Here is a 24626-nt window from a genome sequence, read left to right on the forward strand (position 1 = left end):
ATTCACTTAAGCACTTTCAGAAGTCAACAAAGCAATATCAACAAAATCTTTAATCCCTATATTATCTGGTATAAAAATAACTGCAGATCAATCTGGAATTACTTTAATTGCAAGTAACTCGAATATTTTTATTGAAAAATTCATTCCTGTTTTAATTGAAGACGAAAAGATTGCAACTATTTTAAAGGCAGGAACTATTGTTGTACCTGCAAAGTATTTCATTGAAATAATAAAGAAAATGCCAAGTGATATAGCAATAAAAAGTAAGAATGAGCAAACTATTAAGATACAATCAGAAGAAATCACATTAAGTTTAAATGGATTTCCTGCAGATGAGTTTCCGAATGTACCCCTTATAGACAATCATGCAGAAATCAAGGTAGAGACAGAGCAATTGATTGAAGTATTTAAACAAACAGTCTTTGCGGTAGCAAAAAATGAATCTAGACCTGTTCTTACTGGGGTGCATATAGAGTTATCTAATAATAAGTTAATTTGTGCTGCAACTGACTCACATAGACTAGCGATACGCGAAACATTACTTTCCTCAGATGTAAAAGCAAATTGTATTGTACCAAGCGCAACCATTAGTGAACTTCTAAAATTAATGAACAGCAATTCGGAATTCGTATATATCTACCTTTCAGAGAGTCATATTATATTTACGCTCGGAACAACTACATTATATTCAAGACTAATTGAAGGGAAATATCCTAATATTTCTAACCTTATTCCAAATGATTTTAAAACGATTATTAACGTAGATAGAAAAAAGATATTACAAGGTGTAGACCGATCAAGTTTATTAGCAAGTGAATGGGCCAATAACAATGTTAACTTAGAAATCATAAACGAATCCACAATTAAAATTTCTTCAAACGCTTCTCAAATTGGGCAAATATCCGAAACGCAACAAATAGATGCAATTCAAGGTGAAAAACAATTAAATATATCTTTCGATGGGCGTTTTATGGTTGATGCTTTAAGAGCAATAAAAGAAGAAACGATTACTTTAAGCTTTGGCGGTTCTATGAGACCGATATTGATTGAAGCAGGAGAGCAATCTGCAGCAGTACATCTTATATCGCCAGTAAGAGCTTATTAAGGATAGAGGAAGGGATTAATAGACAAAGCAGCAATGGTAATCTGAAATACAAAGCAAAATAATAATAACCTGAATATAAAAGCCATAGATTAATCGATATGGGGTGAGTACGATGAAGAAAATAATTGTTTTACTCATGGGTATAGTTTTAATTATTTTTGCTTTTTATCAATACAACAAAAAAGACTATGCAGCTAAAAGTACTAACTTGTATGTAGAAAACTTTAAAGGGGAAAATGATTCAATAAAAATACAATCTGCTATTAATAAAGCAGAGTCTAGTAAAATTAAAACTGTATTGCTTGATGATAAAAAGTATAAAATCACGTCACCAATCATTGTTAAAAAAGGTGTGAAATTATTATTTGGTTACGGATCCCAATTTGTAGTTGAGGGAAACTTTAGAGTTTTAGAACTAGAGAAAAACGCATCCATTGAAGGAGCGTATATAACTATTGACGATCCTAAATTTAACTCTGAAGTTATTTATTTAGACGGTAAAAATAAATATTATAACACTTGGAACAAAACACAAATAAAAGATATAAATATTATCAATTGGACGGAAACGAATAAAGGTACCGGAATTTCTTTATACTCTGCTGGAAAAGAAAATGAAATTTCGTTTGTTAACTTCGAAAATATTAAAGTTGTAGGAATGGAAACTGGACTGAAATTAGTAGCGAAAAAACCGAGCACCGGACAAGCTTGGATAAATGCCAATCGTTTTATGAACTTTTCTTTAGAAGACTGTGTAAATATGATTTATATGGATAGTCAAGTAACTACGCCAAATGAAATTAGTGGGAATCAATTTACAAACCTTCAAATACAGCCTTCAAATAAAACAAAAAGCATTATACAGGTAAGTGGTCAACACAATGAATTTCATGGGATGGTGTGGGATTTAAATAAAATAAAACATGAAAACGAACTCATTGAACTGACTGATAAGAGTATGAATACAGTGGTTGAAATATCCAGTGTACCAGCAAATAGAGTATTAGATAGTGGGAGATCCAATATAGTGAAATAAGTTTAAATACAGAAAAAAGAGCGAATTCTTTATAAGAGGATTCGCTCTTTTTATATTTTAAAATTAAATTTTCTTCCACCAAGCGGATAAAGGATAGTCTGTAGATTTTAACGTAATAGATTCGCCAATTTGTGGCGTTGTAATTTTAACTCCTAAACGGTTAGCTTCTTTCGTAACACGTTCTATCGGCTCACTCCATTCGTGTAATGCTAACGTAAAAGCACCCCAATGAATCGGAAGAAGTAATTCTCCTTTAACATCAATATGAGCTTGTACCGTTTCTTCAGGCAACATATGAATAGCAGACCACCTCGGATCATATTGCCCGCATTCCATTAATGTAAGATCGAATGGACCGTATTTATCACCAATTTCCTTAAAGTGAGGGGCATAACCGCTATCACCACTAAAGAAAATTTTAGTCTCTTGACCAAGAATAAGCCATGAACACCATAATGAACGATCTCTATCTGTCATACCACGTCCAGAGAAATGCCTTGCAGGCGCACATACTAACTTAATATTATCAAACGTAATTTTGTCCCACCAATTATGCTCACTAATTTTACTAGGTGAAACACCCCATTTAATAAGATATTGTGCAACTCCAGTTGGAACATAAAAGTGTTTTGCGCGATTTTTTAACTGCATAATACTTTTGTAATTCAAATGATCATAGTGATTATGAGAAATGACAATCGCATCAATTTCTTGAAGGTCATCACGTTCTAAAGAAAAAGCACCACTATAGCGTTTACTATTAAACAAAGGAAATGGGGAAGAGGCATCTCCAAACATCGGGTCTAATAACAGTTTTTTACCTTCTATTTTCAAAAGAGAAGCAGAATGGCCAAACCATGTAACACTCTCTAACGCTTCATTATCTTTATTTGATAAAACAACAGGCAAATCCTTTATAGGACGCAGCTTTGATTTCATTTTAAAGTAATCCGTCATTAAACTTATAATATCTTTCGGTTTAAAACTCATATCAGTATGAATTTGATTTGTATATTTCTTATTCATTCGTTCTCCTTTTTACGATTAACAATATACGTATGTTGTTATTGTAGCTATTTGTAGTTTAAACGAAATCATTTTACCTTTCACCTTAAATGCAGTACATTTCATAAATTTGTTAAATTCATTATTCTTATATGCAAAATAAAAACCATGTAGCAGCAGATAAAATCAATATTAAGTAGATGTAAAATGTTTTAATTTAGTAAATTTCTTCTTATAAGCAACAAAGAACGTATGTTTCGTTATATGTTATAGAAGAAGATAAGTCTCAAATTATTAAAAGGAAGGAGAGGATGTAAGTGCAAATAGAGCGAAAAAAGAAATCAAAATGTAAACTATCAAAAGCTGAAATCATTCATATGTATGCAGAAGGGGAAAGTACTTCAGAAATCGCCATGCTTGCTAATGTGTCTGCAAGATATATTCGTATGGTTCTATCAGACAGCAACGTTCCAAGGCGCGCTATAGGGAGCTGGAAGAGAAAGTATGACATAACAGAAAATTATTTTAAAACGTGGTCAAATAATATGGCTTATATTTTAGGATTTATAGCAGCTGACGGCGTTATACAAAAAGAAAATCAATGCGTCAGTATATCACAAAAAGAAAGTTATATTTTAGAAGATATAAAAAAAGAACTAAAAACAAATCAGCCGCTATACCAAAACAAAAAAACAGGTGTATATATGCTAAATATTAATAGCAAAACAATAAAAGACGATCTTATGAACATACATGGAATCAGGCCGTGTAAATCATTTAACATCGAATTTCCTTTTGTACCAGAAGAATATTTGCATCACTTTGTTCGTGGGTATTTCGATGGGGATGGTCATGTTAATTCTCATAAATACTTTGTTAGCTTTGTTGGAGGATCATATAATTTTATGAATTCTTTTAAAGATATCCTTGAGAATAATAAATTCCAATTAAGTTTTGTTGACAAAGAAAAACAATATCGTATTTACCTAAGTGGTAAAAATAATGTTAATAAATTTTCACAGTGGATTTATAAAAATAAAGGTTTGCATTTAAAGCGTAAATACAATATTTTTCAAGAAAAAGAATAATTGTAATGATGATCGAATAATTCACAAACAAGTTCAATTATAAAATTAAAATTCACGATGAATTATTAATTAAAATCAAAGTAATTCCTAAAGCAAACAAATTATAAATATAGTTTAGTCAATTTCAAAGCAACTTGTTTAATTATTAAATTTAAACAAGTTGCTTTTTATTATGTTTTATTAATTATTATTTATACTAATCCAGCATCAACGAACTATTCACTAATAAATAAAGAAAAGGGAAGTATACCAAACTAAGCTAACTTATAATAAGTTTATTATTTTTTACTAGTAGACATAATATATATTATAGGCAGTTATAGAAACAAAGCGATATCGGGTATCAAAACCCAAGTAAACTATACTTAATGAGACGAAACAGAGATTTTTAGTGAGATTCACATGAAATCTTATATAAACAAATTTCTTCAGTTTTTATCGTTTTTATTTGTTATAAATTCAATCACAGCAAATCTTAATCAATAATCGCTTAAGAATTATCGAATCAAAAACATTTTTGATTCGATAAGAAATTTTTTATACAGAAAAATTATTGCTATACAAAATATAAATTATTATATTCATTTTATGTTTTACTTTATGAATTTGTTGCTATTTACACACGTTTTATAACTTTAGATTATTTGTTGCTATTTATGCTTGACTTTCATTACACTCATTGTTTTTTTATTCTAGTTAACATAACACTTATTTTTAAAATAAAAAAATCCTCCTCACCTTCAGGAAGATTTTTTATTTGCTATTATTTTATTTATATCTTCTAGTAACAATCCCAATTGTAAATGACATTGGAAAAATCTAGATTTAACAGCTCTTCCTTACGTATAAAGAAATTAGCAACCCCAGAATCGCCCCACATAATATTTAATGAATCGTCTGTATCAATTTGCAGCAATAATATGTCATGTTGCTGGTATTTTTCTTCCCATTCTCTCGGATCTGTCTGTGTGAAAAATGGATAACCACCAATTTTATGCCCTTGATCTTTACATAAATCATCATACAGTTCGCCTAATTCTGTATTATTTTCTTCATCAACAATTTCTTCCCAATCAATTTTATCACTAAAAATCATTTCAAATCGATAATCTCTTGGTGTTACTGGCTGATATGCCAACTCAAACTTTAGTTTTGCTGCTTCGGGTATGATAAAATTCTCTAAATCTAAAGTGTTTAAATAACTAAAATCAGTAATCACCTTAGTTAAATCCGCTGTGATTGTAGAATGATAAACAATTCGAAAGTCTTTTTGGCTTGTGGGATGATCAAAATCTGCTCCAAAAAGATCTTCTTCAGCACTTATGAAAAACTGTAACATTCCATGTTGAGGCATATGTTCAATGTTAGGTATTTCTTCAAGGTTTAACTGCGCAAGTAGCATCATAGGTTGTCCGTTTGAGTCTTTAGGATGCTCTTGATCTATAGGTAAATACGGATATCCACCAAATTTACTTTCAAAAAGCGTTGTCTCTGCTTGCGTTCCAGACACTTTAATATACGGTTTCACACTTTTTTCTAAAATACTACGATACTGTTCTAGTTCTTTCGGAATTTGAAGTTGATACGTATTCTTCATCACATTTGCCTCCCATTAGTAATGAATTGAAAATGCCTAACTTAATTATATAGTAAGCGATAGCTTAATTGAAAATCGTTAAAAATCCATTTTCACCCTCATTTTTTGCGCGCTTGGCGGACAAAGTAAATTATGCTCTAAAACCTTTTTATTAATAGTTCGAATTAAATCCGCTGCTTCTGCCGTATTTGTATTTTCTTTTAGTCTTTCTTTTAAATCGTCAATTTCTTTTGAAAGCTCAATCCACCTAGGCAAAACATGATTATTTGCTAAAGTTCTATAAAGTTGTTTTTCAGGATTGTAAGAAAGATCTTTATCGAGATTAAGAGGTTTACCTTTACCAGGTAAATTATCAAAAGCTCCTTTCTGTTCTGCTTGTTTAACGATAGAACTAATATGATCCTCGTACGTATACGACCAAACTTTCTCATCTTTTACTAAAATCTCTTGTTTTTTTAGTTTTTTATCTAGTTCTTCTTGATTCATAGCTTCTCTCTCCTTTTTATTTTTTAGTGTCGTTTTTGTAAATTCCAATGCCCTTAATCCTTCGAATAGCTTTTCTCGCCACCACACGCTATCATGACCGCCTTGAAACTCTTCATAAGTAATTTGGTATTCCTTTTCTTTTAAAGCTTTATACAGACGTCTATTAGCCGTTAAAAGAGGTTTGTTTTCAAGTTCTCCTACTGCTATGTAAGAATAGAGATGAGTCGCATTAGAATCTATTGATTAAATTTGATTTTCAATCCAAGGAATTGCATTTTCATAATCATCTTTTTTCCAATGTACGGATCCAGACATTGACAACACATTTCCGAAAACATGTGGATTTTGAAGTGTTGCATAAAAAGCTGCTAAGCCACCAAGACTGAAACCAGCAATTGTTGTATGTTTTGCTTCTTGATGCACACGATACTTCGCCTGAATCCACGGAAGTAATTCCTCCTTGAAAAATGCATTCATTTTATCATTATAAGTTAGCTCTTCTAATCGATCGACAGGATCTATAGCAACAGCAATACAAGATGGGATTTCATTTTTGTAAATTAAATAATTAAGTGTTTTTGCGATTGGAAGGTTATGAATGAATGAATGAATTCTCATCAAATACAATGAGAAGTTCTTGAAGATGTGAAGTGTGAGAATAATCATGAGGCGTATAAATATGAATTTTACGTGTGTTATTTAAAATCGAACTATAAAAAGAATATGTTTCAATCTTTCCGGATGGATAATCATTTGAAGGAAAACGACTGCTATACTGCACGTCCATACCTATTTTTAACACAGACGCTTTATTGGTACCTTCTCCATCACCTCTCTTTCTCCTTTGTAGTATTCTATATGTAGTTTTTTCATTAGAATCCCTATATAAAAGTAGTCGTAAGTTATGTGTTTAGAGAAGTTATTGATTAGAAAGATGATCAATTGCTTGAATAGAAAGTTCCAATGATTTTATTCTTCTTTCTAACAGTGTTCTTTGAGGACTCCCAAGCTTTGACTTAACATAAATCTTTTCAATTGATGGCAACAAACCAATTAGAACATTTCGAGCGTCTGCTAAATCCTCTTGGGTGTAATGATGGGTTTCTTGATTCCAAATACTTTCTAACATAGCTAAGCCGATACTAGCTGCTTTGAGTCTTTTTTTCACTAATGTAGTATTTGCACCTTTTTGAGTCATCTGAGATAGTGCATTTTCAAGTTTACGGATTGTTGACTGTAAAGACTGTATAGATTCTACTTTATCTACATTTGATACGTTTTCCATATTAAACCTGTCCCTTCTTCGTTTCTAAATTAGTTTTCTTGATATTTGATAATACCATTTAGAAGCGAATTTTACTCGAAATATTTGAGTTGGACATGAATTGAAAGGAAAACAGCTAACAAGCTTCTATCTCCTCCCTCTTACATATTCTATATGTACTTCTTTTTTCTCGTTAAAATACCTACATGGACAAGGTGTTAATATTGTATATTTTATGAACAAAAAACGTACAAGCAGCATCACTTGTACGTTTTAATTTTTATTCAGTAAGATAATAAAGTAATAGCTTACGGGTCTTTTCATAATTTATGAAATCTCTATATAAAATGGGATAATTCATAATCTCCTGTTCATTATTATTAAGCACGTAACTTAAAGTACCTGCTGTATGCATCCAATAATAATTTAAATCAGCGCTTATACAATCATCTTCTGTAAACGTATTATTAAAATCTTTTCTTATTTTTCGAATGTCACAATTCGGAAACGGTTTATACAGTGGACTAGGCATGTTCTGCAATTCATTAAAAATAACCTTTTTACCTACCCCCCTTTATTTCTCTAGCCAATTTAATAAGTTTTCATAATGATATTGAGCATCGATATACCCAAGATTATATAAATTAACGAGCTTTTCCTTATTTCTTTCTATTCCGCTTATAGGAAGCTGTACACTTGGTTGAATTACATAAAAATTATCTTTTTGTTCTTCTTGATTCATATAAGATATCGTCTCGTTATAAAAACGATAATGGTCTACTAAATTCTCTGCGATTTTCGGATATTTTCTATATAGAATTTTAGCTAGACCAGAAAATTTATTTCGCTGCTTCTCGTATCCTTCTGGCTTTGTCATAATTACAACGTTCTTTTCATAACCATCAGTTTGAGCTTTTAAAACTGGTATAGGATCTATAATTCCTCCATCTAGTAATTTTCGATTATTATATTCTACAGCAGGTGCTATAAACGGCACAGAGCTGGATGCACGGATGATTTTTAAAATATCATTTCCATGTTCTTTTTTATTATAATAAACAGCTTGTCCTGATTCGCAATCAGTCGTCCCTATAACAAATTGTTCATTACAGTTTAAGAAAGTTTGAAAATCAAATGGAACAATTTTATTAGGTACTTCATCAAATAAAAAGTCCATTCCAAATAATTCACGTTTTCGAATTAAATTTCGATAAGATATATACCTGTAATCTGATACTAGCTCTGTATTTACTTTCTTATTTCTCCCTTGTTGACGCGACAAATAGGTTGCTCCCATACAGGCTCCAGCTGATACGCCGACTACATACGGAAAGAATAAGTTCTTTTCCATGAAATATTCGAGTACACCTGCAGTATATAAACCTTTCATTCCTCCGCCCTCTAATACTAAACCGATATTCTTCATTCTATATCCCTCTGCTTCTTTTTTCTTAATTTCATATTATCATAAGATTTTAAGATGAGGTTATATAAACTAATTACAACAATAACCAGAAACTACTAAAGTAATGTGATAATATCTTTGTGAGTAACATGTTACAATATAAGTAATTCATTCCACATATATTAAAGGAGGAATTTAATATGGGTTTATTTAGCGGTATTTTAGGAAATGCATCAAATACGAGTTCTGAAAGTGTAGAACGTGATTTAGAGAAGATTATGCTAGACGATGAAAAAGTAGAGCATGCTTATAAATTAATTTGTGATCTAATCGTATTTACAAATCGTCGTCTTATATTAGTAGATAAACAAGGAGTAACTGGCAAAAAAACAGAATACCATTCTATTCCTTATAAAAGTATTACACAATATAGCATCGAAACGGCTGGGCATTTTGATTTAGATGCAGAACTTAAAATTTGGGTGTCTAGTATGGAGGAACCAATTACGAAAGAATTTAAAGGTGACGATAGTATTTTAAGCATTCAAAAAGCGCTAGTAACCTTTACGACAAAGTAGTGGTTTTTGTATCTTTATTCATTTTCAAAATTACTAACCCGAGTATTTTGGAAGAACATACATTATTTTTGTATATTTAATCTAAAATAACATAAAAAGGTAAAGCGTATTTTAAATGCTTTACCTTTCTTTTTTGTAATAAACAAGTGTAGTTTTATCATTTAATTTCTTTATTACTTCTGTTCTTTTATACCCCATTTTCTCGTATAGAAAACAATTTCTTTCTTCTTCTAAAATCGTAGCAAGTTCAAAACTTCGTGCTTCTGGAAACATTTCTTCGATTAAAATAAGTACCTTCTGAGCAATTCCTTTCCCTTGATAGATTGGATGAATAAACATTGGACTAATCCAAAATTTATAAGGTAGTTCTTTTTGGGATATACATATCGCTCCAACAAGTTTCGAATCTATTATCATCTTATAAAAATTACTGCTGGGATTATTTATTCTAAAAATAGTTTTTTCAATAGATTCATTTGCTGGATTTGTTTCATAGTCTTTATATTTATGTAATAAAGAGCTAAATGAGTCTATTTGCATTTGAAATATAACTTCTGCATCAGTTTCTGTCGCCTTCTCTAATATAATCTCCATGTTACCAATTTAGACGCTTTCTTAAAGAAGTAATATGAGCTGTATGGTGACGACCATGCCATGCGTATAGTCCTATTGCAACAGCAAGTTTTGTTTCACCAGTTTCAGGATGGTTAAATGTCTTTTCTAAATCTTCAATTTCTAGAGAATATAAAAGATTAACCCATCTTTTATGTAATGAATCTAGCATTACTAGTGAAACATCTACCGGTAATTTTGAATCAGGTAACTCTGCCCACTTCTCTTCTTTATACGGCTTAATAGTTGGATTCTTTTCTGTCAGTGCTAATTTAAAGCGTATGTAGCTATTCATATGGCTATCAACGACGTGATGAACTACTTGACGTACAGTCCAACCTCCAACGCGATATGGTGTATCTAACTGCTTCTGATCTAAATCTTTAATTGCCCTTGTTAGTTCATTAGGTAAATCTTCAATTTCTTGAATCCATGTATCAATCATTTCTTCAGTTATAGGACGTTTGTATGTAAATTGGCCAATTGGATAACGTAAATCATTCATGAATAAGTCCTCCTTATTATAAGTGTGAAGTATTTCTCCAAATATAGTGCACAAACTTCACATGTTCTCCATTTAATTCTACAGATGTTATATCTGATTCGTTTTGATAAGAAGAAAATCCGCTTTTTTCTAGTACAATTTGTGATGCGAGATTATTAGTCGTTGTTTTAGCATAAACTTCAGTAATTTCATTATTTTTCGCTACATCTAAAATTAATTTTACGGCTGCTGTTGCAACTCCTTTTTTAGTAAATTTTTCTCCGACACGATACCCGAGCGAACTAATTCGAGTTTCCGTATCTATATCTACTAAATTGATTCGCCCTACAATTTCTTTTTCTTCATTACGAATTAAATAAAAATAAGAATCTCCATCTGCCTGTTCTATTAATAAATCGTCTAGTAGTTTTTGGAAATATTCAAATTCAAAATATTTCGAGCCACGATTTGGTACCATTGTTTCAAAAAAAGATTTATTTGTAAGTTCAAACGTAAATAAATCCTTAGCATCTTGTTTCTTTAGTTGCTCTATGTATATTTCCATTCCGTATTCTCCTTCTTGATTTACTAACTGTTATACATTCTTTTTTAATCAATTATATTCCTGCTATTTCTTTCGATTAAGTAATACAGATAGTAGCACTTTCGGATGAAAGAGATGAAATGGACTACGAATTAAATTCATCACTCGTACTAACCGAATATAAACATCAGAATTACTTACGGATAGTCGATATATTTGCTTCGTATACCATAGTTGAAATTTTTGTTTTGTAGTTAATTCTCTCTTTAGTTGCGGGTGACGTGATATTTCTGTTGTTGTCATATCCCAAGGGGTTTCTATTATAGTAGCTGCCTTTTTATAAAATTGTTGTGTAAATGTTTTATCAAGTTGTTTTCTATCTTGCAAAAGTAATTGCAATTGGTGAGCCTCCATAGCAGCAACTGATACGCCTTGGCCGAAAACGGGATCAAAACGACATTGCGCATCTCCAACAACTAATAATCCTTCTGGTACATTATTCACTAAATCAAATCGCCGGCGTACTTGATAAGGAATTTTGTATGTCTTTATATCAGTAATTCCCTCAGCCTTATTTAAGAAGTCTGTAACATTAGAAATTGATAGATTTTCAGCAAAATCATAAAACTCATCATCTGTTTGTGGTGCTTTCTCATTTGCGTATCCACTAAAAGTAACAAAATAACGATTATCTTCTATCGTTTGAATAAGAACGCCATAAGGGTTATCAGGGAAACTAGGAGACATTAGCATATTACAACAGTCTAACTCCTCATTTTCTTTAAGTTTGAACATTTTCGTTGCGTAAAATAAATCAATACGAACTTTCTCTTCTTGTACTTTAATTTCGTATTCTCGTAGCCACTCTATACTTTTCGAGCCAAATCCACTCGCATCAACTACAAGATCCGCATGAACTTCTTCTTGTGTGTTTGTCTCTAAATATTTAACTTTTACTCCACACACTTTGTTAAGCTTTGCATCTACCAATACCCCTTTAACCAATGTTTCATATTTAATAGTAATATTTGAAATTTGATGTATTCGTTTTTGAATATGCCATTCTAGCAAAGGACGACTTTGTTGAATCATATGTACTTCCCCTATGAACGGTTGTTTCCATAGACCGAATTGATGCCATTTCAAATCACGCGTAAAGTTGTTTATAATACTACCCGCTTCTATTAATTCGTTCGTAATATTAGGAAACAATTCTTCAATTGCGTTTTCTCCACCTTTTAATAACACGTGAGGATGATTACTTTGTGGAACTCTTTTTCTCGAAGACTTTCCATCCCATCTTTCACCAGCTTCTATAATGATTACTTCTTTAAAAGAAGTTGATAATGCTTTTGCTGCAAACTTTCCTGCCATACTTCCACCAATAACGATAGCCTTATTAAACATATTTTCCCCCTTAATAAAAAGAGATCCTGCCTTGTATGAATGAAACAGGATCTTAAACTAATTAACTTCTTTATCATTATACTTAAAATACATCAGTAAATTGCAACATTAAAATTAAAATACCTAATCCCCATACGTAATACGCGAATACTTTTAAGGAGTGACGTTTTAAATATTGAATCATCCATGAAACGGCTATGTATCCAAAAAACGCTGCTGATAACGTTCCGACAATTAAAGATGTGCTAGAAATAGATTCTGCTTTCCCTTGAAAAACGTCTACAAATTGCAAAATGATAGCTCCAACGATGGCTGGTGTCGATAGTAAAAAAGAAAAGTAAGCAGCAGTTTCACGGTCTAATTTTCTCCATAATGCAGCGACAATTGTCATTCCAGAACGGGAAATGGCTGGAAAAATAGCAGCAGCTTGAAATGAACCGATAATTAATGCGTCTTTATATGTTATGTCATCCATTTTTTTACGACCATTCTTTTGTTTATCTGCCATGTAGAGAAAGAATCCGGTCACTAAAAACTCCCAACCGATCGTGATTCCTGTTTTTGAAATATCTTCAAAGAAGTCTTTAAACAATAAACCAATTACAACTGCGGGTATTGTCCCAACGATAAGTAATAACATGAGCTTTGAAAATGGGTTTTTAATTAAATATATAAATTCTTTTTTGTAATAAATAAAAACCGCAAGTAAAGTCCCAATATGCAGCATCGTATCTAAAAATAAGCCAGCCTCATCTAATCGGAACAAATGCCTTCCTAAATAAAGATGTCCGGTACTACTGATTGGTAAAAATTCTGTTAAACCTTGAATTATACCTAGTATGAAAGCTTCTAACCAATTCATGATGGTCTCCTTTCTCTTTTGCTTGTACCAATATATGAGGGTTAAATTTTCGATATGAAAAAAACTATATTTCTCTATGAATTTACTTTTTATTTATGGATATATATGTAAAGAGGGGTAAGGAGGGTTATTATGTGGAAGCACACAAAATTCGGTAATGTATTACTTTGGGTGGGCCCTATCCTTGTATTTTTAGGACTATGTATGACAAATGTTATTTCAGATATTCCTTTCTTTGAGGGAAAACATAAAACGGTTGGTATTGTACTTATATTTATAGGTGTAATCTGTTTTGTTGCTGCTAATCATTTGAAAAAAGGAGAAAGATATGAAGAATAAATCTAAATAAAAAACAATCCTTGCATATTAGCTAGGATTGTTTTTTATTAATGTTGATTATTTGTAGAATACTTTATCAACGTTATATTTCGCTTTGTATTCATTAATGATATATGTTTCGTAAATTTCTCTTTCTGTTGGATCTTCTACGATACATGCATCAATGCGGTATACTTCATCACGGTGATTTTTAATTGGTGAAACATTATCTTCAAAATGCTTCTTAATACGTTGTCTAATTTTACGAGCTTTACCTACGAAAAGAAGTTCGTCATTAATATTGTAAAACATAAAAATGCCGCCTTTATCTCTAGGGAACAAGTGGAAATCGATAAATCCATTAATTGGAGTAATGATTGGCTCGTCTCCTTTAATAACTTGTTTACGTTCAGTAATTGAAACATCAGCTTCAGGAATATTAATTTTAATCAAGTTCATTCACGTCCTCTTTTATTATAAAGATAAATAATAGCATACATAAGTAAGAAAAGCTATGTTCAGAGGCATATTTCATTTTATAATTCAAATATTATAGGTGTATCATGTAAACTTTTCTTCCAAATCATATGATCACTGGATTCTCCCCAGTAATCTTTCAATACATAGTTAGGTTTTCCAAACTTTTTCGTCCATATACTTTGCGCATTTTTATATCCACTATCTAAACAATATTCTGTTATCCCTCTGCTAAGTAATGTAAGAAACATTGTATGTAGTAATAAACTCCCTATTCCCTTTCTTTGATACTCCGGAAGTATGAATACAGTTCCTATTTCATACAAATTTTTAAGTACACCACCTGTACAACTATTAATTAATGTACTTGCTGGACCGATTTCGATTGTTCCAATGATTTTATTGTTACTTGTATCAATTGCTAATAAAAAGTAACGACTTTCTCCGTTACTATCAAAATCACTTTTCAAATACTGCTTTTTTGAGTTAATTTCATTTTCTATGTCATCCAATAATTGTGACAGTCCTTCATTTTTGTATGTATTTGTAATAACTATACGGAAAAATAAATATAGTTCATCTACATCATTCAAATTCGGTCGTCTAACTGCAACGTTAGTCATGAATTCAATCTCCAATCCTCATTATGCCATTGTCAATACAACACTTTATATAATCTATTCATCATTATTCTGCAAAAACCTGCATAAATCCAACAGTATAGAAAGCTCATTATAAATATTGATAAAATAATTTTTATATCCATAGTTGTATGAACAGCAGGACCAAGTACCGGAAAGTGGAAAACATCGAGAACGATCATAATACCTATAAGTAGACAAGTTGCTGAAAAAGAAACAATCCATATTCTCCTCTTTAATTTTAAAAAGGATACTCCTAAGGCTAGACCTAATAAGCCTGTAGTAAAAGGAAAGACAATTAGTTCACTGGGCTCAATAATAAATAATAGAAAAATAGTAAGAATATAAGAAAGTATTCCCTCACGAATAGAATAGAAAATAGCAAAAAAAATCGGTAATGTCGAAAATGGACTAATGAGCAAACCTATACCAGGAACTAAGTTCCCAGCTGCTTGAAACATGGTGGCCAATGCACTCATCAAAGCTGTAAGTACTAACTTATTCGCAAGGGACAATTTTCTTTTATGAACAAAGCTCGTATCATGTTCTATCATCAGTTGATACCAATAACGTACAAACCAATTCATTAAAATACCCCCTAAAGATACCACATTCATTACTTTCTATATTATTCATACACTTATGGTTTATGAGTTGCTTTCTATTTGTTATGAATTACTATATAATAAAAGACTTTTAGGGGGATAAATTGTGCGTGTTGAAACAAAATGAATTCCTTGGATTATTAAACTGCGAGTGTATATCGTATCAAGGAATAATTTCAAAAATGGTACCTTTGTTAAAATCAGTTACTTTCATAGAACTGTAAACTCCTAAATATAATTTAGTTTGATTCGAATTTGTTCCTAAACTCATATAATAAGCTGCTTGCGTACCAAAATCATAATTGGTTTCAATAGCATAAAAGTCAGCATGTTTACCGTCTGTACCTGCTCTAGTATAGGCTAAAACACCCTTAATTGGAGACTGGGATTCTCCTTTCTTGGCAAGGTCAGTAAAAACAACGCTACCTGTTAAATTTGGAATTGCATTTCCCATATATGGCTGAACTCCTGTAAGTGAAGTTCCTCCAAACTTATCTGTTCTAGAATCTTTATGAAAATAACTAAGTAGAGGCAGAATACGCTTCACTGAAGTTTGTATTGTTTCATCATAATAAACCATCGTTCTCTCATCCAAAGTCTGATTCTCAGAACAATGTCGTATAAAAGAAGTAGGTAAATCCCCTTCCCATCCTCGCCACCCAAAATTGATAAACCCATCTTGATTGGTAGTTAACCTCATAAAATGCATTTGAACAAGTTCTGTTACCGGTATAGGTTTATATTGAACAAATGAAAAAATAGACTCTACAATATCTTGTCCGACATTTCCGGCGTATTTGATATATTGATTATAAAACCTTTGAAATGAAATGCCGGTTATATTACGTACTCCTTTTGCAATTACTGTAAGTGTTTCTTGTATAGATAAAGGAAGTTCATTAAAGCGTGTAACTACAGGAGGGTTATTTATAAATGTATTTTTACTTACATCGATTTCAATTATTTTTCCTGCTATTTCTAAATCATCTTGGCTTAAATTAAATGGATCATAACCTGATCCACCATCTCCATTTGTAAAAACAAGTTTTCCAGTCTCAGGTGAAAAGTTTAAACTATTGACTCCGTTATGATTAAAAAATGGTCTTCTTACATTCAGTAATGTTCGTCGCTTTTGAGCTTGACCATTAGATTGTAAAGTCCATTCTTCCACTGTATCAATGTGATCATATTGCGTATTTCTATTAACCCACTTTAAATTTAACGTTTTAGGGTCACAAGGATTCGGTTTAAATTGTTCAGAAAGTGCACCTGGTCCTTGAGTTCCGGCTACTGAATAATGAAGATAAAATAACCCATTTTGATAAAATTGTGGATGGAACGCAAGTCCTAGCAATCCGCGTTCATCATAACCGCTACTAGAAACACCTTCTTCAAATGTACCTAATTTAATAATTAGGTGACGAATATCTAAAAATGTCTTTATAACTCCGTCCCCTATGTAAAAAATCTCTCCTAATTGAGTTGCGATAAATAGTCTTTCGGTCGATTCACCTGGAAGTATCGTTGTTTTCAATACAGTTGGTAAATTTACGTTATGAACAATGGGTCGTAAACTAACTTTAACTTTTGTCAATTAACTGTACACCCCTTTTTCTTCTTTTTTATAGAAGAATATGATTAGAGTAGTTCTGTTAGTATCAAATAAGTTTTATTCCTTTTTATTACAATTTTGTATATAATATAATTATAAATAATCTGGGGGACGAACTATGATAATCGTGCTACAAATCATCTTACCACTAATTTTCGCAGTCTATTTATTTACCCTCTATCGTAAAGGGACGTATGGATCAGCTTCATTCCTTTTAGCAGTCATGATAGGAATTTTCGGTTTAGAGAATATTTTTCAGCATGCTAGTCTAACAGATCATGCTATTTATCCATATTGGGGCAGTTTGAAGGCTGTTGTTATCGTTTTATCAGTCGTATTTCTATTTAAAAAAGGTGGTTTAACAGGAAAATATTGATTTTTAATGCGTTACATATTTTCTTGTTAAATTGTTTTTATTTTATAAAAGAAGCAATATTTATGTGAAAACAAGAAGGGATGTGTTACATATGTCTATAAATATTATTTCAATAGTTTCTATCATAATATGGATTGTGTTAATTACAGAACTTATAAAACCTTCAAAAGAACAGAACGTACGAAAAATAGTAACTTTAGTAACTGCTGGTTCCGCATCAACACTTATTTTGACGGTTTCATTTATTCAAAATATCCCGTTTTGGAATTGATAGTGATATATATAACTAACAAAAATATGTATAAATAAAAAGATTAGGGTTCACTCCTAATCTTTTTATATTTTGAGGTAGCACCACATGCCCAGCAAGCTAAGGTCTTGAAGTAGCCCTAAACAAAATTTAAAATTTTTCTAAAGTTATTTATGTGAATTTAACTCGTTTTCAGGAACATATGTGGTCCTTTTATAATTTGAAGTTCTTTTTAAGCTTCTTATATTTTCTATACGAACGTCTAACAATGTTTAACATAAAATACGGTATTTTAACAGAGAAAGGCAATTTATAAATGAAAGGAAAATAAAAGGTGAAATATGCCTTTTCTAGATCCCTCCACTTACTATCTTCTTTTGTTTTTAAGAAATCAGATACATCGACTACATATCCCCTTCCTTTTTCCATCATCACATTTTTCCCGTGAACATCACAAGGAGTTAATCCTTGTTCCCTCGCATACTCTAAAGCTTTATTTATATCAAGGATCACCTGCTTAGGAATTTTAATCCCCTTATGAAGGGCATCGTATAAGGTAATTTCTTTTAAACGTTTCAATACTATGAAATTTTCCCCTTTATATATAAGCTTTGAATAAGAAGGATGATCTCCAATTCTTCGGTATACTTCTGACTCTTTTTCAATTCCTTCTCCTTCTCGCACGTAAACTTTCACTACCCAATCTTTGTATTCTCTGTGCATGAATACTGCGGCATAATTACCTGTTCCTAAACACTTCCAAAGTCTAGGAATACCTTTAACTACTACAGGCTCGAATTCATCATCACTTCTTATACTTACCTCTTTTAATAATTCGTCATTTATCAATCCCACAAAACTATTTATACTCATCATTCCCACTCCGGTTTTGCTAAAAGGGGGCCCACCCACATTTTAACGAAAATATACACTAAGCGAATTTTAGCATAACATGCCAAATCTATATTACTCTATTTTATAATCTAAAACATTGTTTAGAAATGTAGCAAGGGTTTGTTAATGGTTCAATTCTTCTTTCACTACTATTTTTGTTAGCTAACACTTTTATTGTTTTAATAATCTTTTGTTTAATTCCCACAATGCTGTTTTGTTGCTATCCCATTTCAAAAACGTTACTGCTTCCTCAAAGCATAACCATTTATAATTAAAGTGTTCTTTAGATAATGATATGTTTTTTGTAGGAACTTTAACTCCAAAAGAAAATTCTTTTATTACATAAACCTCTTCTCCCCAAAGGAATCCTCCAACTACATCCTCTACTGGTAGTGAAGACACAGAATCTAATTGTATATATGGACATTCTCTTGTAATACCAGCCTCTTCAAACGCTTCCCGTTTTGCTGATTCAATAGGAATCTCACCGTCTTCTCCGCCACCAGCTATTCCTTGCCAATAACTATAATCACTTCTTTTGAAAATAGCATATTGAATGGAATTAGCAGTTTTTATATAAGGAAATATCAATACTTGATATGGCGCTCTCATTGCTTAAGCTCCTCTCGAAAATAAGTTTTAAATAAATATAAACAAAGAGCCGACATCACAATTCTACATTATTAATGCAGGTTTATAATGTCGGCCTTCTATTTTTAAAGAATTTTATTTTTCATAACCAGGTTTACTCTTAACAGAGGAAAAACTGCTTATTCCCTGTCGAATGTGTTTAGCATGGTTTTTCCTAAATGTTAGCAGTACCCTATATTATTCAATTGCGCCAGCAACATCATAATCATTTAAATCTAATTCAATCGGTTGTCCGAGCGCTAGTTTAGCAAGTTCCGCTCCTAGATATGGACCAGCTGTTAAACCCGAAGCCCCTAATCCATTCGCAACGAGAATTCCTTCAAAGTTAGGTAGTGGTCCGATAACAGGTAAGAATCCTGGTGTAAATGGTCTGAATCCAACTCTCGTTTCAAGCATTGTAGCATTTTCTAAGCCAGGTGCAATTGCTAATGCCTTATGGAATACTTCATGTAAACCACCTGCTGTTACACGATGATCGAAACCAGTATCATTCTCATGTGTTGCACCAATTACGACATGCCCATTGTCAAACGTTAAAATATATTGATCGTTCGGTGGCATAACAACTGGCATATTTTCTGTTGCTGTATTCTCGATTTGCAGATGAACAATTTGTCCTTTTTGGAATGTAACTAAGAAATTAATTCCTAATGGATTCAAGATTTCGTTCGCCCATGCGCCTGCAGTTACAATAACCTTTTCCGCTAAAATTGTTTCATCGTTTACTGTAACTCCCGTAATATGATTTCCTTCACGGACTAATATAGCATCGCCTTTTATTAAAGTTGCACCATGTTTTTTCGCAGCACTTATTAATGCATTGCGTAATAATCTTCCATTTACTCGTGCAGCACCACTAATATGAACAGAACTATATTCGTCTGATAATGCTGGGAATAATTTTTTTGTTTCTTCAGCTGATAAGCGAGTGATTTCACCAATCTCTGGGGCATCTTCACGTCGTTTATAAGCTCGCTCTTCCATTTGATCTAACTTTTTCTCGTCAGTATGTAAACTAATTGCACCTACACGATTATATCCTGTGTCAGTTTCACCGTCTTCTTCTAATTGCTGAATTAACGAAGAATAGTAACGTGCACCGCCTTTAACAATTTTATACCATGCTTTATTACGACGCTGCGATAGCCATGGACATACAATACCTGCTCCTGCATCAGTTGCTTGCCCTAATTGTTGGCGATCCACGATAGTAACATTCGCACCTGCCTTAGCAAGATGATAAGCAGTAGACGCTCCTAAAATTCCAGATCCAACTACAATATACGATTTCATCTCAAACACCTTTTCTCTTTTGCTAATTATATAAATATAAGAACATTCCTTAGTATAATAGAAGGAATGCTTTTTTCAATGTACTCATCACAATTAATTGTTGCAGCATTGTGACTTTCTTAATCATTATTTTTTCTTCTTACGGAATAATTCAATTGTTTTATAGCCTTGTGAAAGGATCTCTATCATTTTCTCTAGACGTTTTTCACGTGTTTTTTCTTGTTTTACAGAAAAAAGATTACGTGCCCAATCTTTCTGATATCCAGGCGTTAAACTTTGATAAAACTTAAGTTCATTCGGATGATTAGCTAATAATGCTTCAACATCTTTAATTCGATCTGCATAATCGGCAACACATTGACTCATAGCAGATGTTTTCGTTGTTTTTTTCTTCTCGCGTTTTAAACCTACAACAGTAAAGACTTCATCCATACTTACCATTCGTGCAAATTTAATATCACTTTCTCCCACATAACCATCTTCTCCAACATTTAATGCCGGAAACATCTCATCACGGTGAATAAACGTACTATAACGAGCATTACCTTTTTTCGGATATGCGAAGAATACGTAACCTTTTTCAATTAGTAATTCTTCATTACTTATAATAAAATTCGTTTGTTTCACCATTTCATCAAGCGTTTCTACAAATATAAAGATAGCATCGTGTTCTTTTGAGAATGCAGTTTCTTTACCTGTAAAAATGTCATAATCACTTGGTTCGTTAATAACGACCATATTTGTATACTTATTAAGTTTCAATTTATCAATAACTGACATATTAATCTTCCTTTACATTCAAAATTCATTGTACATACTTTTGCGTACTGTTCTAGTGTATTATATGTATTAAGAAAATCAACTTTAAATCGTATTATTCTGCTGCAAAAGAATATAATTCTTTACTAGATGGGGTGGTTTTATGCCATATGTAATCCGAGATGAAGGGCTAGTTTTACAAGGGGATGATGGAAAAGAACCAATTTTTCATACATATGAAGAAGCGGAGGAAACATTAAAAACATTAACTATACCGCAGTTTCCGAAACATATTAGAAGAAAACCATTTACACCAAAATAATAAAGATAGCCGCTTCTGAATAAGAACCGGCTATCTTTATTATTCATAACTTAATAGCAAATAAAGTATATAAAAACTCTTTATATTGATCTTCTGTAATTTCACGCTTAGTTTTTTCCCCATGAATAATTTCGGTTAAACTTGTATTCGTTAATGAAATATGGCCAGAGTTCGTCAACTTTACTGCAATTGGTCCTTTATTAAAAATAGACTTCTCATCTTCTATCACTCTTCTTTGAACATCGTTTACTACTATCTCATTAATATTAGGTTTATAAAAAGCATGACAAACTTTCCATTCTCCATCAGTATCTATTCTTTCTAAAACATAATTTCCTTTACTTGTATCTTTTCGTCTCACTCGGTACGAACCATTTTTTGAAGAAACAGACTCGCCAGTAAAAGGTACAGGAACAAGAGGTACTAACGAAGCTATACCTACATCAATTAAATACTGTAGATTATCATAAGTTAAAATAATTGTTATATGGCCATCCTCCAGTGCCCATGCATTTATATCATTTTTATACACCGTACCTAATGCCAGTTGTACATCATAGCCACAGTCTTTTAAGAAATAGTAAAAAAGAGTATTTAATTCGTAGCAAAGTCCACCACGGGAATTAGTTAAAATTTTCTCTCGTAAGTTTTCCAGAGAGATTTGATTCGTATTTCGTGCTATAACATCTAAATTCTCAAATGGTATAGTATGTGCAAACGAAAAGAGTATGGTAGGTAATTCTTCAAACGTTACATCATTACATTTTTTAAGATTTAATCTTGTGAAAAGCTGATCTTGTAAACTTGTCATATTTAGCACCCCTTAAAAATTTATAAGTTTAAATAATATATGCTGATTGTAAATTTTAAGGGGCACTGTAACAACGTACATTTCATTTAACTGTACCGGTACAAAAATTACGATTCACGAGGTAAATTAATAGAAGGCGTCATTACAAATGCCTTTTCTGTAATTACTTCTTTTTGGAGTAGATCAAAAGCTACGAATATAAATTTAATAGTTTATCTATAGGCAAATTATTAATATCACTTAAATCAACAAAATATTGAAGTTGCCACATTTGACTCTTTTTAGCTTGATTGCTAACAGTGCTATCCCAAACAGGATAAATTCTCATTGCCATTTTCCCTGTTTGACTTTGTGTTCTCAATATTTTTTCTTTAAGAAGAATCTCTTTAGGAAAAATAAATTGTCCTAGTTTATTATCAGCAATACAAGTGATTACTAATAAATCAGGAGCAGCTTCATAAGAGAAAGCTCTATTTCGCATATTTTCATCTTTCTCCCAAAAAGAAACAAATTGACCAATTTTATTAGGTGTAACTTTTGATTTTCTAAAACGAATAGTTTTGTTATTTAAATGGAATAAACATCCTGCATATTCTGCGTTTTGCTTTTCTTCTTTTAGATTCGTAATCATTAAGTTGTTAGGTTTGTAAACTATATTATTTAAATTTTGGATTATATTATTAAAATTGTTCAAGAAAACTCCCCCTTTATTCATCTCTTAGTTTACCACAAACATCAGTTCTTCTATATCGTATATAATCATGAACTAAGTGAAATGGGGGAATTTAGCGGGATATAATTATTACTTTAATGTACTTAGTTTTTCAATTGCTTGTTGTTCAGTTGCTAAGTAAAAAATGTCATTCCCTTTATTACATTCATAAATAAAATCCTTTAAGCTTTTACTAGTATACATAGAGAAATCTCTAACAATAGCAATCTTTACCTTGTAGTTTATAAACTTTTGAAGGATATCGCCCGCAAGCCGTGTTTTTAGATCAAAGAAATCTTCATTTATTAAAGATTTATGGATAATAATATGTTTCGCATCTACCTCATATTGAACTGTTGCCATAGTATCTAATGCAGACTGAACATCCGATATTAATACCTTATCGCTCCTAATGACCGCAATATTGATTCCATCGATTACTACTTTCTTTATTTCCATAGTCCCACCCCTTTATAATTTTCACAGTATGAGTAAAATTGTTTTACAAAACTTCGTATTAATCATAGATTAAATTAGCCTCAGCTATTAAAATGGCCTCTATTTTTTGTTGTAAATATATATTTTTTTATTACTAATACGGTCAATGAAATTAATGATAGTTTCTCTTTTTTATATTTTTGAATGTATATATATGAAATTGCTTTTACTTGTTATAAAAATATTGTGGAGTAACATAACTTAACAAACTATCCAAAGTGTTAATCTCGGCATATGGTTGTATTTTGGTCGTATTCTTGATTTTTTGAGGGTTAAACCACACACCTTTTATATTTGCATTTTGAGGACCAACAATATCCTTTTCTAAGTCATCCCCAACAAATAAAGTATTTTCCGGCTGTAAATTTAGCTTCTTTAATGCTAGTTCGAATATACGTTTATCAGGTTTACTAAATCCCACTTCTTCAGAAATAATGATTGTTTCAAAATACCTATTTAAATTCGTATTAAATATTTTAGCTTTTTGCCTCTGAGTTGAGCCATTTGTTATAATTCCAACTTTAAAGTGCTTCTTTATTTGATTTAAGAAATGAATAGTATTTTGGTCTATTGAAAAACATCTAGGGAAATTTTCATTCCAAAAATCTTGGATATAATTGTGTGGCAATCTATATTTCGGCGCGAATTCATCAAATAATGATTCTAAAACTATCGTTTTATCACTAATGCCGTATTCCCTTTTATCGTATTCTTTGAATTTCTGTAACATATTGTTTTTGACTGTATCACTAACATCCTCATAACATTTTTCTAAAACTAATAAAAACAAGTTATCTACTGCCTTATCCCTATCAATTAACGTATCATCTAAATCAAACAGCATCGCTTTATAACCCATCAAATAATTTCACAACCTTTCTCACATGATTTAAATAATCCTTAGTTCAACTTTAAGCGTTTACTAAATTAGCAA

Annotated in this window: 30 protein-coding genes and 2 pseudogenes; 8 read left to right on the plus strand and 24 right to left on the minus strand. The window is 31.5% G+C overall.

All coding sequences use genetic code 11. From position 1 onward, the window contains the following. Window positions 1-34 precede the first annotated feature (34 nt). Window positions 35-1105, plus strand: coding sequence for a DNA polymerase III subunit beta (gene dnaN, locus NST86_RS13515; RefSeq protein ID WP_227593174.1), 1071 nt, complete (start codon window positions 35-37; stop codon window positions 1103-1105). A gap of 112 nt (window positions 1106-1217) precedes the next feature. Continuing rightward, window positions 1218-2141, plus strand: a complete 924-nt coding sequence (locus NST86_RS13520) for a hypothetical protein (protein WP_000721088.1) — start codon at window positions 1218-1220, stop codon at window positions 2139-2141. Between the two features lie 63 nt (window positions 2142-2204). On the opposite strand, the gene NST86_RS13525 is transcribed toward NST86_RS13520, so the two are convergent. Further along, window positions 2205-3167 (minus strand): MBL fold metallo-hydrolase, encoded by a 963-nt coding sequence (locus tag NST86_RS13525; protein ID WP_086423222.1) that lies wholly within the window; start codon window positions 3165-3167, stop codon window positions 2205-2207. Between the two features lie 296 nt (window positions 3168-3463). Between NST86_RS13525 and NST86_RS13530 the strand changes: the two genes are divergently transcribed. Continuing rightward, window positions 3464-4234 (plus strand): LAGLIDADG family homing endonuclease, encoded by a 771-nt coding sequence (locus NST86_RS13530; RefSeq protein WP_086423221.1) that lies wholly within the window; start codon window positions 3464-3466, stop codon window positions 4232-4234. Window positions 4235-5015: 781 nt separating this feature from the next. Here the strand turns inward: NST86_RS13530 and NST86_RS13535 are convergent. The 6 genes and pseudogenes from NST86_RS13535 to NST86_RS13560 all read right to left on the minus strand — a co-directional run bounded on the left by NST86_RS13535 (window position 5016) and on the right by NST86_RS13560 (window position 9007). Further along, entirely contained in the window at window positions 5016-5831 is an 816-nt protein-coding gene (locus tag NST86_RS13535; protein WP_000799812.1) for a YwqG family protein, read from the minus strand. 78 nt (window positions 5832-5909) lie between these two features. Beyond that, entirely contained in the window at window positions 5910-6317 is a 408-nt protein-coding gene (locus NST86_RS13540; protein WP_016118025.1) for a DnaJ family domain-containing protein, read from the minus strand. Between the two features lie 24 nt (window positions 6318-6341). Continuing rightward, a pseudogene (locus tag NST86_RS13545) lies at window positions 6342-7146 on the minus strand (alpha/beta hydrolase); the annotation flags it as partial. A 90-nt stretch (window positions 7147-7236) separates the two neighbouring features. Beyond that, a complete protein-coding gene (locus NST86_RS13550; RefSeq protein ID WP_000432685.1) occupies window positions 7237-7602 on the minus strand; it encodes a hypothetical protein in 366 nt (121 codons plus the stop codon). A gap of 259 nt (window positions 7603-7861) precedes the next feature. After that, window positions 7862-8113, minus strand: coding sequence for a YxiJ family protein (locus NST86_RS13555; RefSeq protein ID WP_001999909.1), 252 nt, complete (start codon window positions 8111-8113; stop codon window positions 7862-7864). Between the two features lie 42 nt (window positions 8114-8155). Next, the gene (locus tag NST86_RS13560; protein WP_000789288.1) at window positions 8156-9007 is read right to left on the minus strand and encodes a patatin-like phospholipase family protein; all 852 of its coding nucleotides are present in this window, start codon (window positions 9005-9007) and stop codon (window positions 8156-8158) included. 179 nt (window positions 9008-9186) lie between these two features. Between NST86_RS13560 and NST86_RS13565 the strand changes: the two genes are divergently transcribed. After that, on the plus strand, window positions 9187-9564 hold the full coding sequence (locus tag NST86_RS13565; RefSeq protein WP_086423219.1) for a PH domain-containing protein: 378 nt from the start codon (window positions 9187-9189) through the stop codon (window positions 9562-9564). A gap of 120 nt (window positions 9565-9684) precedes the next feature. On the opposite strand, the gene NST86_RS13570 is transcribed toward NST86_RS13565, so the two are convergent. The 5 genes from NST86_RS13570 to NST86_RS13590 all read right to left on the minus strand — a co-directional run bounded on the left by NST86_RS13570 (window position 9685) and on the right by NST86_RS13590 (window position 13473). Then, on the minus strand, window positions 9685-10158 hold the full coding sequence (locus NST86_RS13570; protein WP_000402627.1) for a GNAT family N-acetyltransferase: 474 nt from the start codon (window positions 10156-10158) through the stop codon (window positions 9685-9687). A gap of 1 nt (window position 10159) precedes the next feature. Then, window positions 10160-10681, minus strand: a complete 522-nt coding sequence (locus NST86_RS13575) for a YfiT family bacillithiol transferase (RefSeq protein ID WP_000999082.1) — start codon at window positions 10679-10681, stop codon at window positions 10160-10162. Between the two features lie 16 nt (window positions 10682-10697). Next, window positions 10698-11225: a GNAT family N-acetyltransferase gene (locus tag NST86_RS13580; RefSeq protein WP_000409244.1), complete on the minus strand. Its 528-nt coding sequence runs from the start codon at window positions 11223-11225 to the stop codon at window positions 10698-10700. A 63-nt stretch (window positions 11226-11288) separates the two neighbouring features. Then, window positions 11289-12611, minus strand: coding sequence for an FAD-dependent oxidoreductase (locus NST86_RS13585; protein WP_000482054.1), 1323 nt, complete (start codon window positions 12609-12611; stop codon window positions 11289-11291). Between the two features lie 82 nt (window positions 12612-12693). Next, window positions 12694-13473 carry an undecaprenyl-diphosphate phosphatase gene (locus NST86_RS13590; protein WP_001104298.1) on the minus strand — a complete coding sequence of 260 codons (780 nt, stop codon included), beginning with the start codon at window positions 13471-13473 and terminating at the stop codon, window positions 12694-12696. A gap of 132 nt (window positions 13474-13605) precedes the next feature. Between NST86_RS13590 and NST86_RS13595 the strand changes: the two genes are divergently transcribed. Beyond that, on the plus strand, window positions 13606-13812 hold the full coding sequence (locus NST86_RS13595; RefSeq protein ID WP_000265477.1) for a hypothetical protein: 207 nt from the start codon (window positions 13606-13608) through the stop codon (window positions 13810-13812). Window positions 13813-13869: 57 nt separating this feature from the next. Here NST86_RS13595 and NST86_RS13600 read toward each other — a convergent pair whose 3' ends face one another. The 4 genes from NST86_RS13600 to NST86_RS13615 all read right to left on the minus strand — a co-directional run bounded on the left by NST86_RS13600 (window position 13870) and on the right by NST86_RS13615 (window position 17108). Further along, window positions 13870-14250: a nucleotide excision repair endonuclease gene (locus NST86_RS13600; protein WP_001048941.1), complete on the minus strand. Its 381-nt coding sequence runs from the start codon at window positions 14248-14250 to the stop codon at window positions 13870-13872. 77 nt (window positions 14251-14327) lie between these two features. After that, window positions 14328-14891: a GNAT family N-acetyltransferase gene (locus NST86_RS13605; RefSeq protein WP_000185963.1), complete on the minus strand. Its 564-nt coding sequence runs from the start codon at window positions 14889-14891 to the stop codon at window positions 14328-14330. Window positions 14892-14923: 32 nt separating this feature from the next. Then, on the minus strand, window positions 14924-15496 hold the full coding sequence (locus NST86_RS13610; protein ID WP_001103993.1) for a hypothetical protein: 573 nt from the start codon (window positions 15494-15496) through the stop codon (window positions 14924-14926). 181 nt (window positions 15497-15677) lie between these two features. Further along, window positions 15678-17108, minus strand: a complete 1431-nt coding sequence (locus tag NST86_RS13615) for a PQQ-dependent sugar dehydrogenase (protein WP_086423218.1) — start codon at window positions 17106-17108, stop codon at window positions 15678-15680. Between the two features lie 136 nt (window positions 17109-17244). On the opposite strand from NST86_RS13615, the gene NST86_RS13620 reads away from it, so the two are divergent. Next, window positions 17245-17502, plus strand: a complete 258-nt coding sequence (locus tag NST86_RS13620) for a hypothetical protein (RefSeq protein ID WP_000587704.1) — start codon at window positions 17245-17247, stop codon at window positions 17500-17502. A gap of 91 nt (window positions 17503-17593) precedes the next feature. Further along, the gene (locus NST86_RS13625; protein ID WP_000026328.1) at window positions 17594-17773 is read left to right on the plus strand and encodes a hypothetical protein; all 180 of its coding nucleotides are present in this window, start codon (window positions 17594-17596) and stop codon (window positions 17771-17773) included. A gap of 192 nt (window positions 17774-17965) precedes the next feature. On the opposite strand, the gene NST86_RS13630 is transcribed toward NST86_RS13625, so the two are convergent. The 4 genes from NST86_RS13630 to NST86_RS13645 all read right to left on the minus strand — a co-directional run bounded on the left by NST86_RS13630 (window position 17966) and on the right by NST86_RS13645 (window position 21370). Then, window positions 17966-18625 (minus strand): serine/threonine protein kinase, encoded by a 660-nt coding sequence (locus NST86_RS13630; RefSeq protein ID WP_086392479.1) that lies wholly within the window; start codon window positions 18623-18625, stop codon window positions 17966-17968. 192 nt (window positions 18626-18817) lie between these two features. Then, window positions 18818-19258, minus strand: coding sequence for an NUDIX hydrolase (locus NST86_RS13635; RefSeq protein ID WP_001202591.1), 441 nt, complete (start codon window positions 19256-19258; stop codon window positions 18818-18820). Window positions 19259-19474: 216 nt separating this feature from the next. After that, window positions 19475-20590, minus strand: coding sequence for an NAD(P)/FAD-dependent oxidoreductase (locus NST86_RS13640; RefSeq protein ID WP_000844388.1), 1116 nt, complete (start codon window positions 20588-20590; stop codon window positions 19475-19477). A gap of 126 nt (window positions 20591-20716) precedes the next feature. After that, window positions 20717-21370, minus strand: coding sequence for a YdeI/OmpD-associated family protein (locus NST86_RS13645; RefSeq protein ID WP_000110844.1), 654 nt, complete (start codon window positions 21368-21370; stop codon window positions 20717-20719). A gap of 142 nt (window positions 21371-21512) precedes the next feature. Between NST86_RS13645 and NST86_RS13650 the strand changes: the two are divergent. After that, a pseudogene (locus NST86_RS13650) lies at window positions 21513-21694 on the plus strand (hypothetical protein). Between the two features lie 20 nt (window positions 21695-21714). Here the strand turns inward: NST86_RS13650 and NST86_RS13655 are convergent. The 4 genes from NST86_RS13655 to NST86_RS13670 all read right to left on the minus strand — a co-directional run bounded on the left by NST86_RS13655 (window position 21715) and on the right by NST86_RS13670 (window position 24551). Continuing rightward, entirely contained in the window at window positions 21715-22482 is a 768-nt protein-coding gene (locus NST86_RS13655) for an arylamine N-acetyltransferase family protein (protein ID WP_086423217.1), read from the minus strand. A 190-nt stretch (window positions 22483-22672) separates the two neighbouring features. Then, window positions 22673-23197, minus strand: coding sequence for a MepB family protein (locus tag NST86_RS13660; RefSeq protein WP_086423216.1), 525 nt, complete (start codon window positions 23195-23197; stop codon window positions 22673-22675). An 87-nt stretch (window positions 23198-23284) separates the two neighbouring features. Then, complete coding sequence (locus NST86_RS13665) at window positions 23285-23653, minus strand: DUF4180 domain-containing protein (protein WP_340933999.1); 369 nt, start codon at window positions 23651-23653, stop codon at window positions 23285-23287. A 205-nt stretch (window positions 23654-23858) separates the two neighbouring features. After that, window positions 23859-24551 (minus strand): HAD family hydrolase, encoded by a 693-nt coding sequence (locus NST86_RS13670; RefSeq protein ID WP_140159024.1) that lies wholly within the window; start codon window positions 24549-24551, stop codon window positions 23859-23861. Between the last annotated feature and the right edge of the window lie 75 nt (window positions 24552-24626).

Source organism: Bacillus sp. FSL L8-0199 (assembly GCF_038005705.1).
GTDB classification, from domain to species: domain Bacteria; phylum Bacillota; class Bacilli; order Bacillales; family Bacillaceae_G; genus Bacillus_A; species Bacillus_A cereus.

Bases quoted from the DNA above. Each gene is read 5' to 3' on its own strand.
- NST86_RS13520 (WP_000721088.1), top strand. From the start codon at position 1,218: ATGAAGAAAATAATTGTTTTACTCATGGGTATAGTTTTAATTATTTTT.
- NST86_RS13525 (WP_086423222.1), bottom strand. From the start codon at position 3,167: ATGAATAAGAAATATACAAATCAAATTCATACTGATATGAGTTTTAAA.
- NST86_RS13535 (WP_000799812.1), bottom strand. From the start codon at position 5,831: ATGAAGAATACGTATCAACTTCAAATTCCGAAAGAACTAGAACAGTAT.
- NST86_RS13540 (WP_016118025.1), bottom strand. From the start codon at position 6,317: ATGAATCAAGAAGAACTAGATAAAAAACTAAAAAAACAAGAGATTTTA.
- NST86_RS13550 (WP_000432685.1), bottom strand. From the start codon at position 7,602: ATGGAAAACGTATCAAATGTAGATAAAGTAGAATCTATACAGTCTTTA.
- NST86_RS13555 (WP_001999909.1), bottom strand. From the start codon at position 8,113: ATGCCTAGTCCACTGTATAAACCGTTTCCGAATTGTGACATTCGAAAA.
- NST86_RS13560 (WP_000789288.1), bottom strand. From the start codon at position 9,007: ATGAAGAATATCGGTTTAGTATTAGAGGGCGGAGGAATGAAAGGTTTA.
- NST86_RS13565 (WP_086423219.1), top strand. From the start codon at position 9,187: ATGGGTTTATTTAGCGGTATTTTAGGAAATGCATCAAATACGAGTTCT.
- NST86_RS13570 (WP_000402627.1), bottom strand. From the start codon at position 10,158: ATGGAGATTATATTAGAGAAGGCGACAGAAACTGATGCAGAAGTTATA.
- NST86_RS13575 (WP_000999082.1), bottom strand. From the start codon at position 10,681: ATGAATGATTTACGTTATCCAATTGGCCAATTTACATACAAACGTCCT.
- NST86_RS13580 (WP_000409244.1), bottom strand. From the start codon at position 11,225: ATGGAAATATACATAGAGCAACTAAAGAAACAAGATGCTAAGGATTTA.
- NST86_RS13585 (WP_000482054.1), bottom strand. From the start codon at position 12,611: ATGTTTAATAAGGCTATCGTTATTGGTGGAAGTATGGCAGGAAAGTTT.
- NST86_RS13590 (WP_001104298.1), bottom strand. From the start codon at position 13,473: ATGAATTGGTTAGAAGCTTTCATACTAGGTATAATTCAAGGTTTAACA.
- NST86_RS13595 (WP_000265477.1), top strand. From the start codon at position 13,606: ATGTGGAAGCACACAAAATTCGGTAATGTATTACTTTGGGTGGGCCCT.
- NST86_RS13600 (WP_001048941.1), bottom strand. From the start codon at position 14,250: ATGAACTTGATTAAAATTAATATTCCTGAAGCTGATGTTTCAATTACT.
- NST86_RS13605 (WP_000185963.1), bottom strand. From the start codon at position 14,891: ATGACTAACGTTGCAGTTAGACGACCGAATTTGAATGATGTAGATGAA.
- NST86_RS13610 (WP_001103993.1), bottom strand. From the start codon at position 15,496: ATGAATTGGTTTGTACGTTATTGGTATCAACTGATGATAGAACATGAT.
- NST86_RS13620 (WP_000587704.1), top strand. From the start codon at position 17,245: ATGATAATCGTGCTACAAATCATCTTACCACTAATTTTCGCAGTCTAT.
- NST86_RS13625 (WP_000026328.1), top strand. From the start codon at position 17,594: ATGTCTATAAATATTATTTCAATAGTTTCTATCATAATATGGATTGTG.
- NST86_RS13630 (WP_086392479.1), bottom strand. From the start codon at position 18,625: ATGAGTATAAATAGTTTTGTGGGATTGATAAATGACGAATTATTAAAA.
- NST86_RS13635 (WP_001202591.1), bottom strand. From the start codon at position 19,258: ATGAGAGCGCCATATCAAGTATTGATATTTCCTTATATAAAAACTGCT.
- NST86_RS13640 (WP_000844388.1), bottom strand. From the start codon at position 20,590: ATGAAATCGTATATTGTAGTTGGATCTGGAATTTTAGGAGCGTCTACT.
- NST86_RS13645 (WP_000110844.1), bottom strand. From the start codon at position 21,370: ATGTCAGTTATTGATAAATTGAAACTTAATAAGTATACAAATATGGTC.
- NST86_RS13655 (WP_086423217.1), bottom strand. From the start codon at position 22,482: ATGACAAGTTTACAAGATCAGCTTTTCACAAGATTAAATCTTAAAAAA.
- NST86_RS13660 (WP_086423216.1), bottom strand. From the start codon at position 23,197: ATGAATAAAGGGGGAGTTTTCTTGAACAATTTTAATAATATAATCCAA.
- NST86_RS13665 (WP_340933999.1), bottom strand. From the start codon at position 23,653: ATGGAAATAAAGAAAGTAGTAATCGATGGAATCAATATTGCGGTCATT.
- NST86_RS13670 (WP_140159024.1), bottom strand. From the start codon at position 24,551: ATGGGTTATAAAGCGATGCTGTTTGATTTAGATGATACGTTAATTGAT.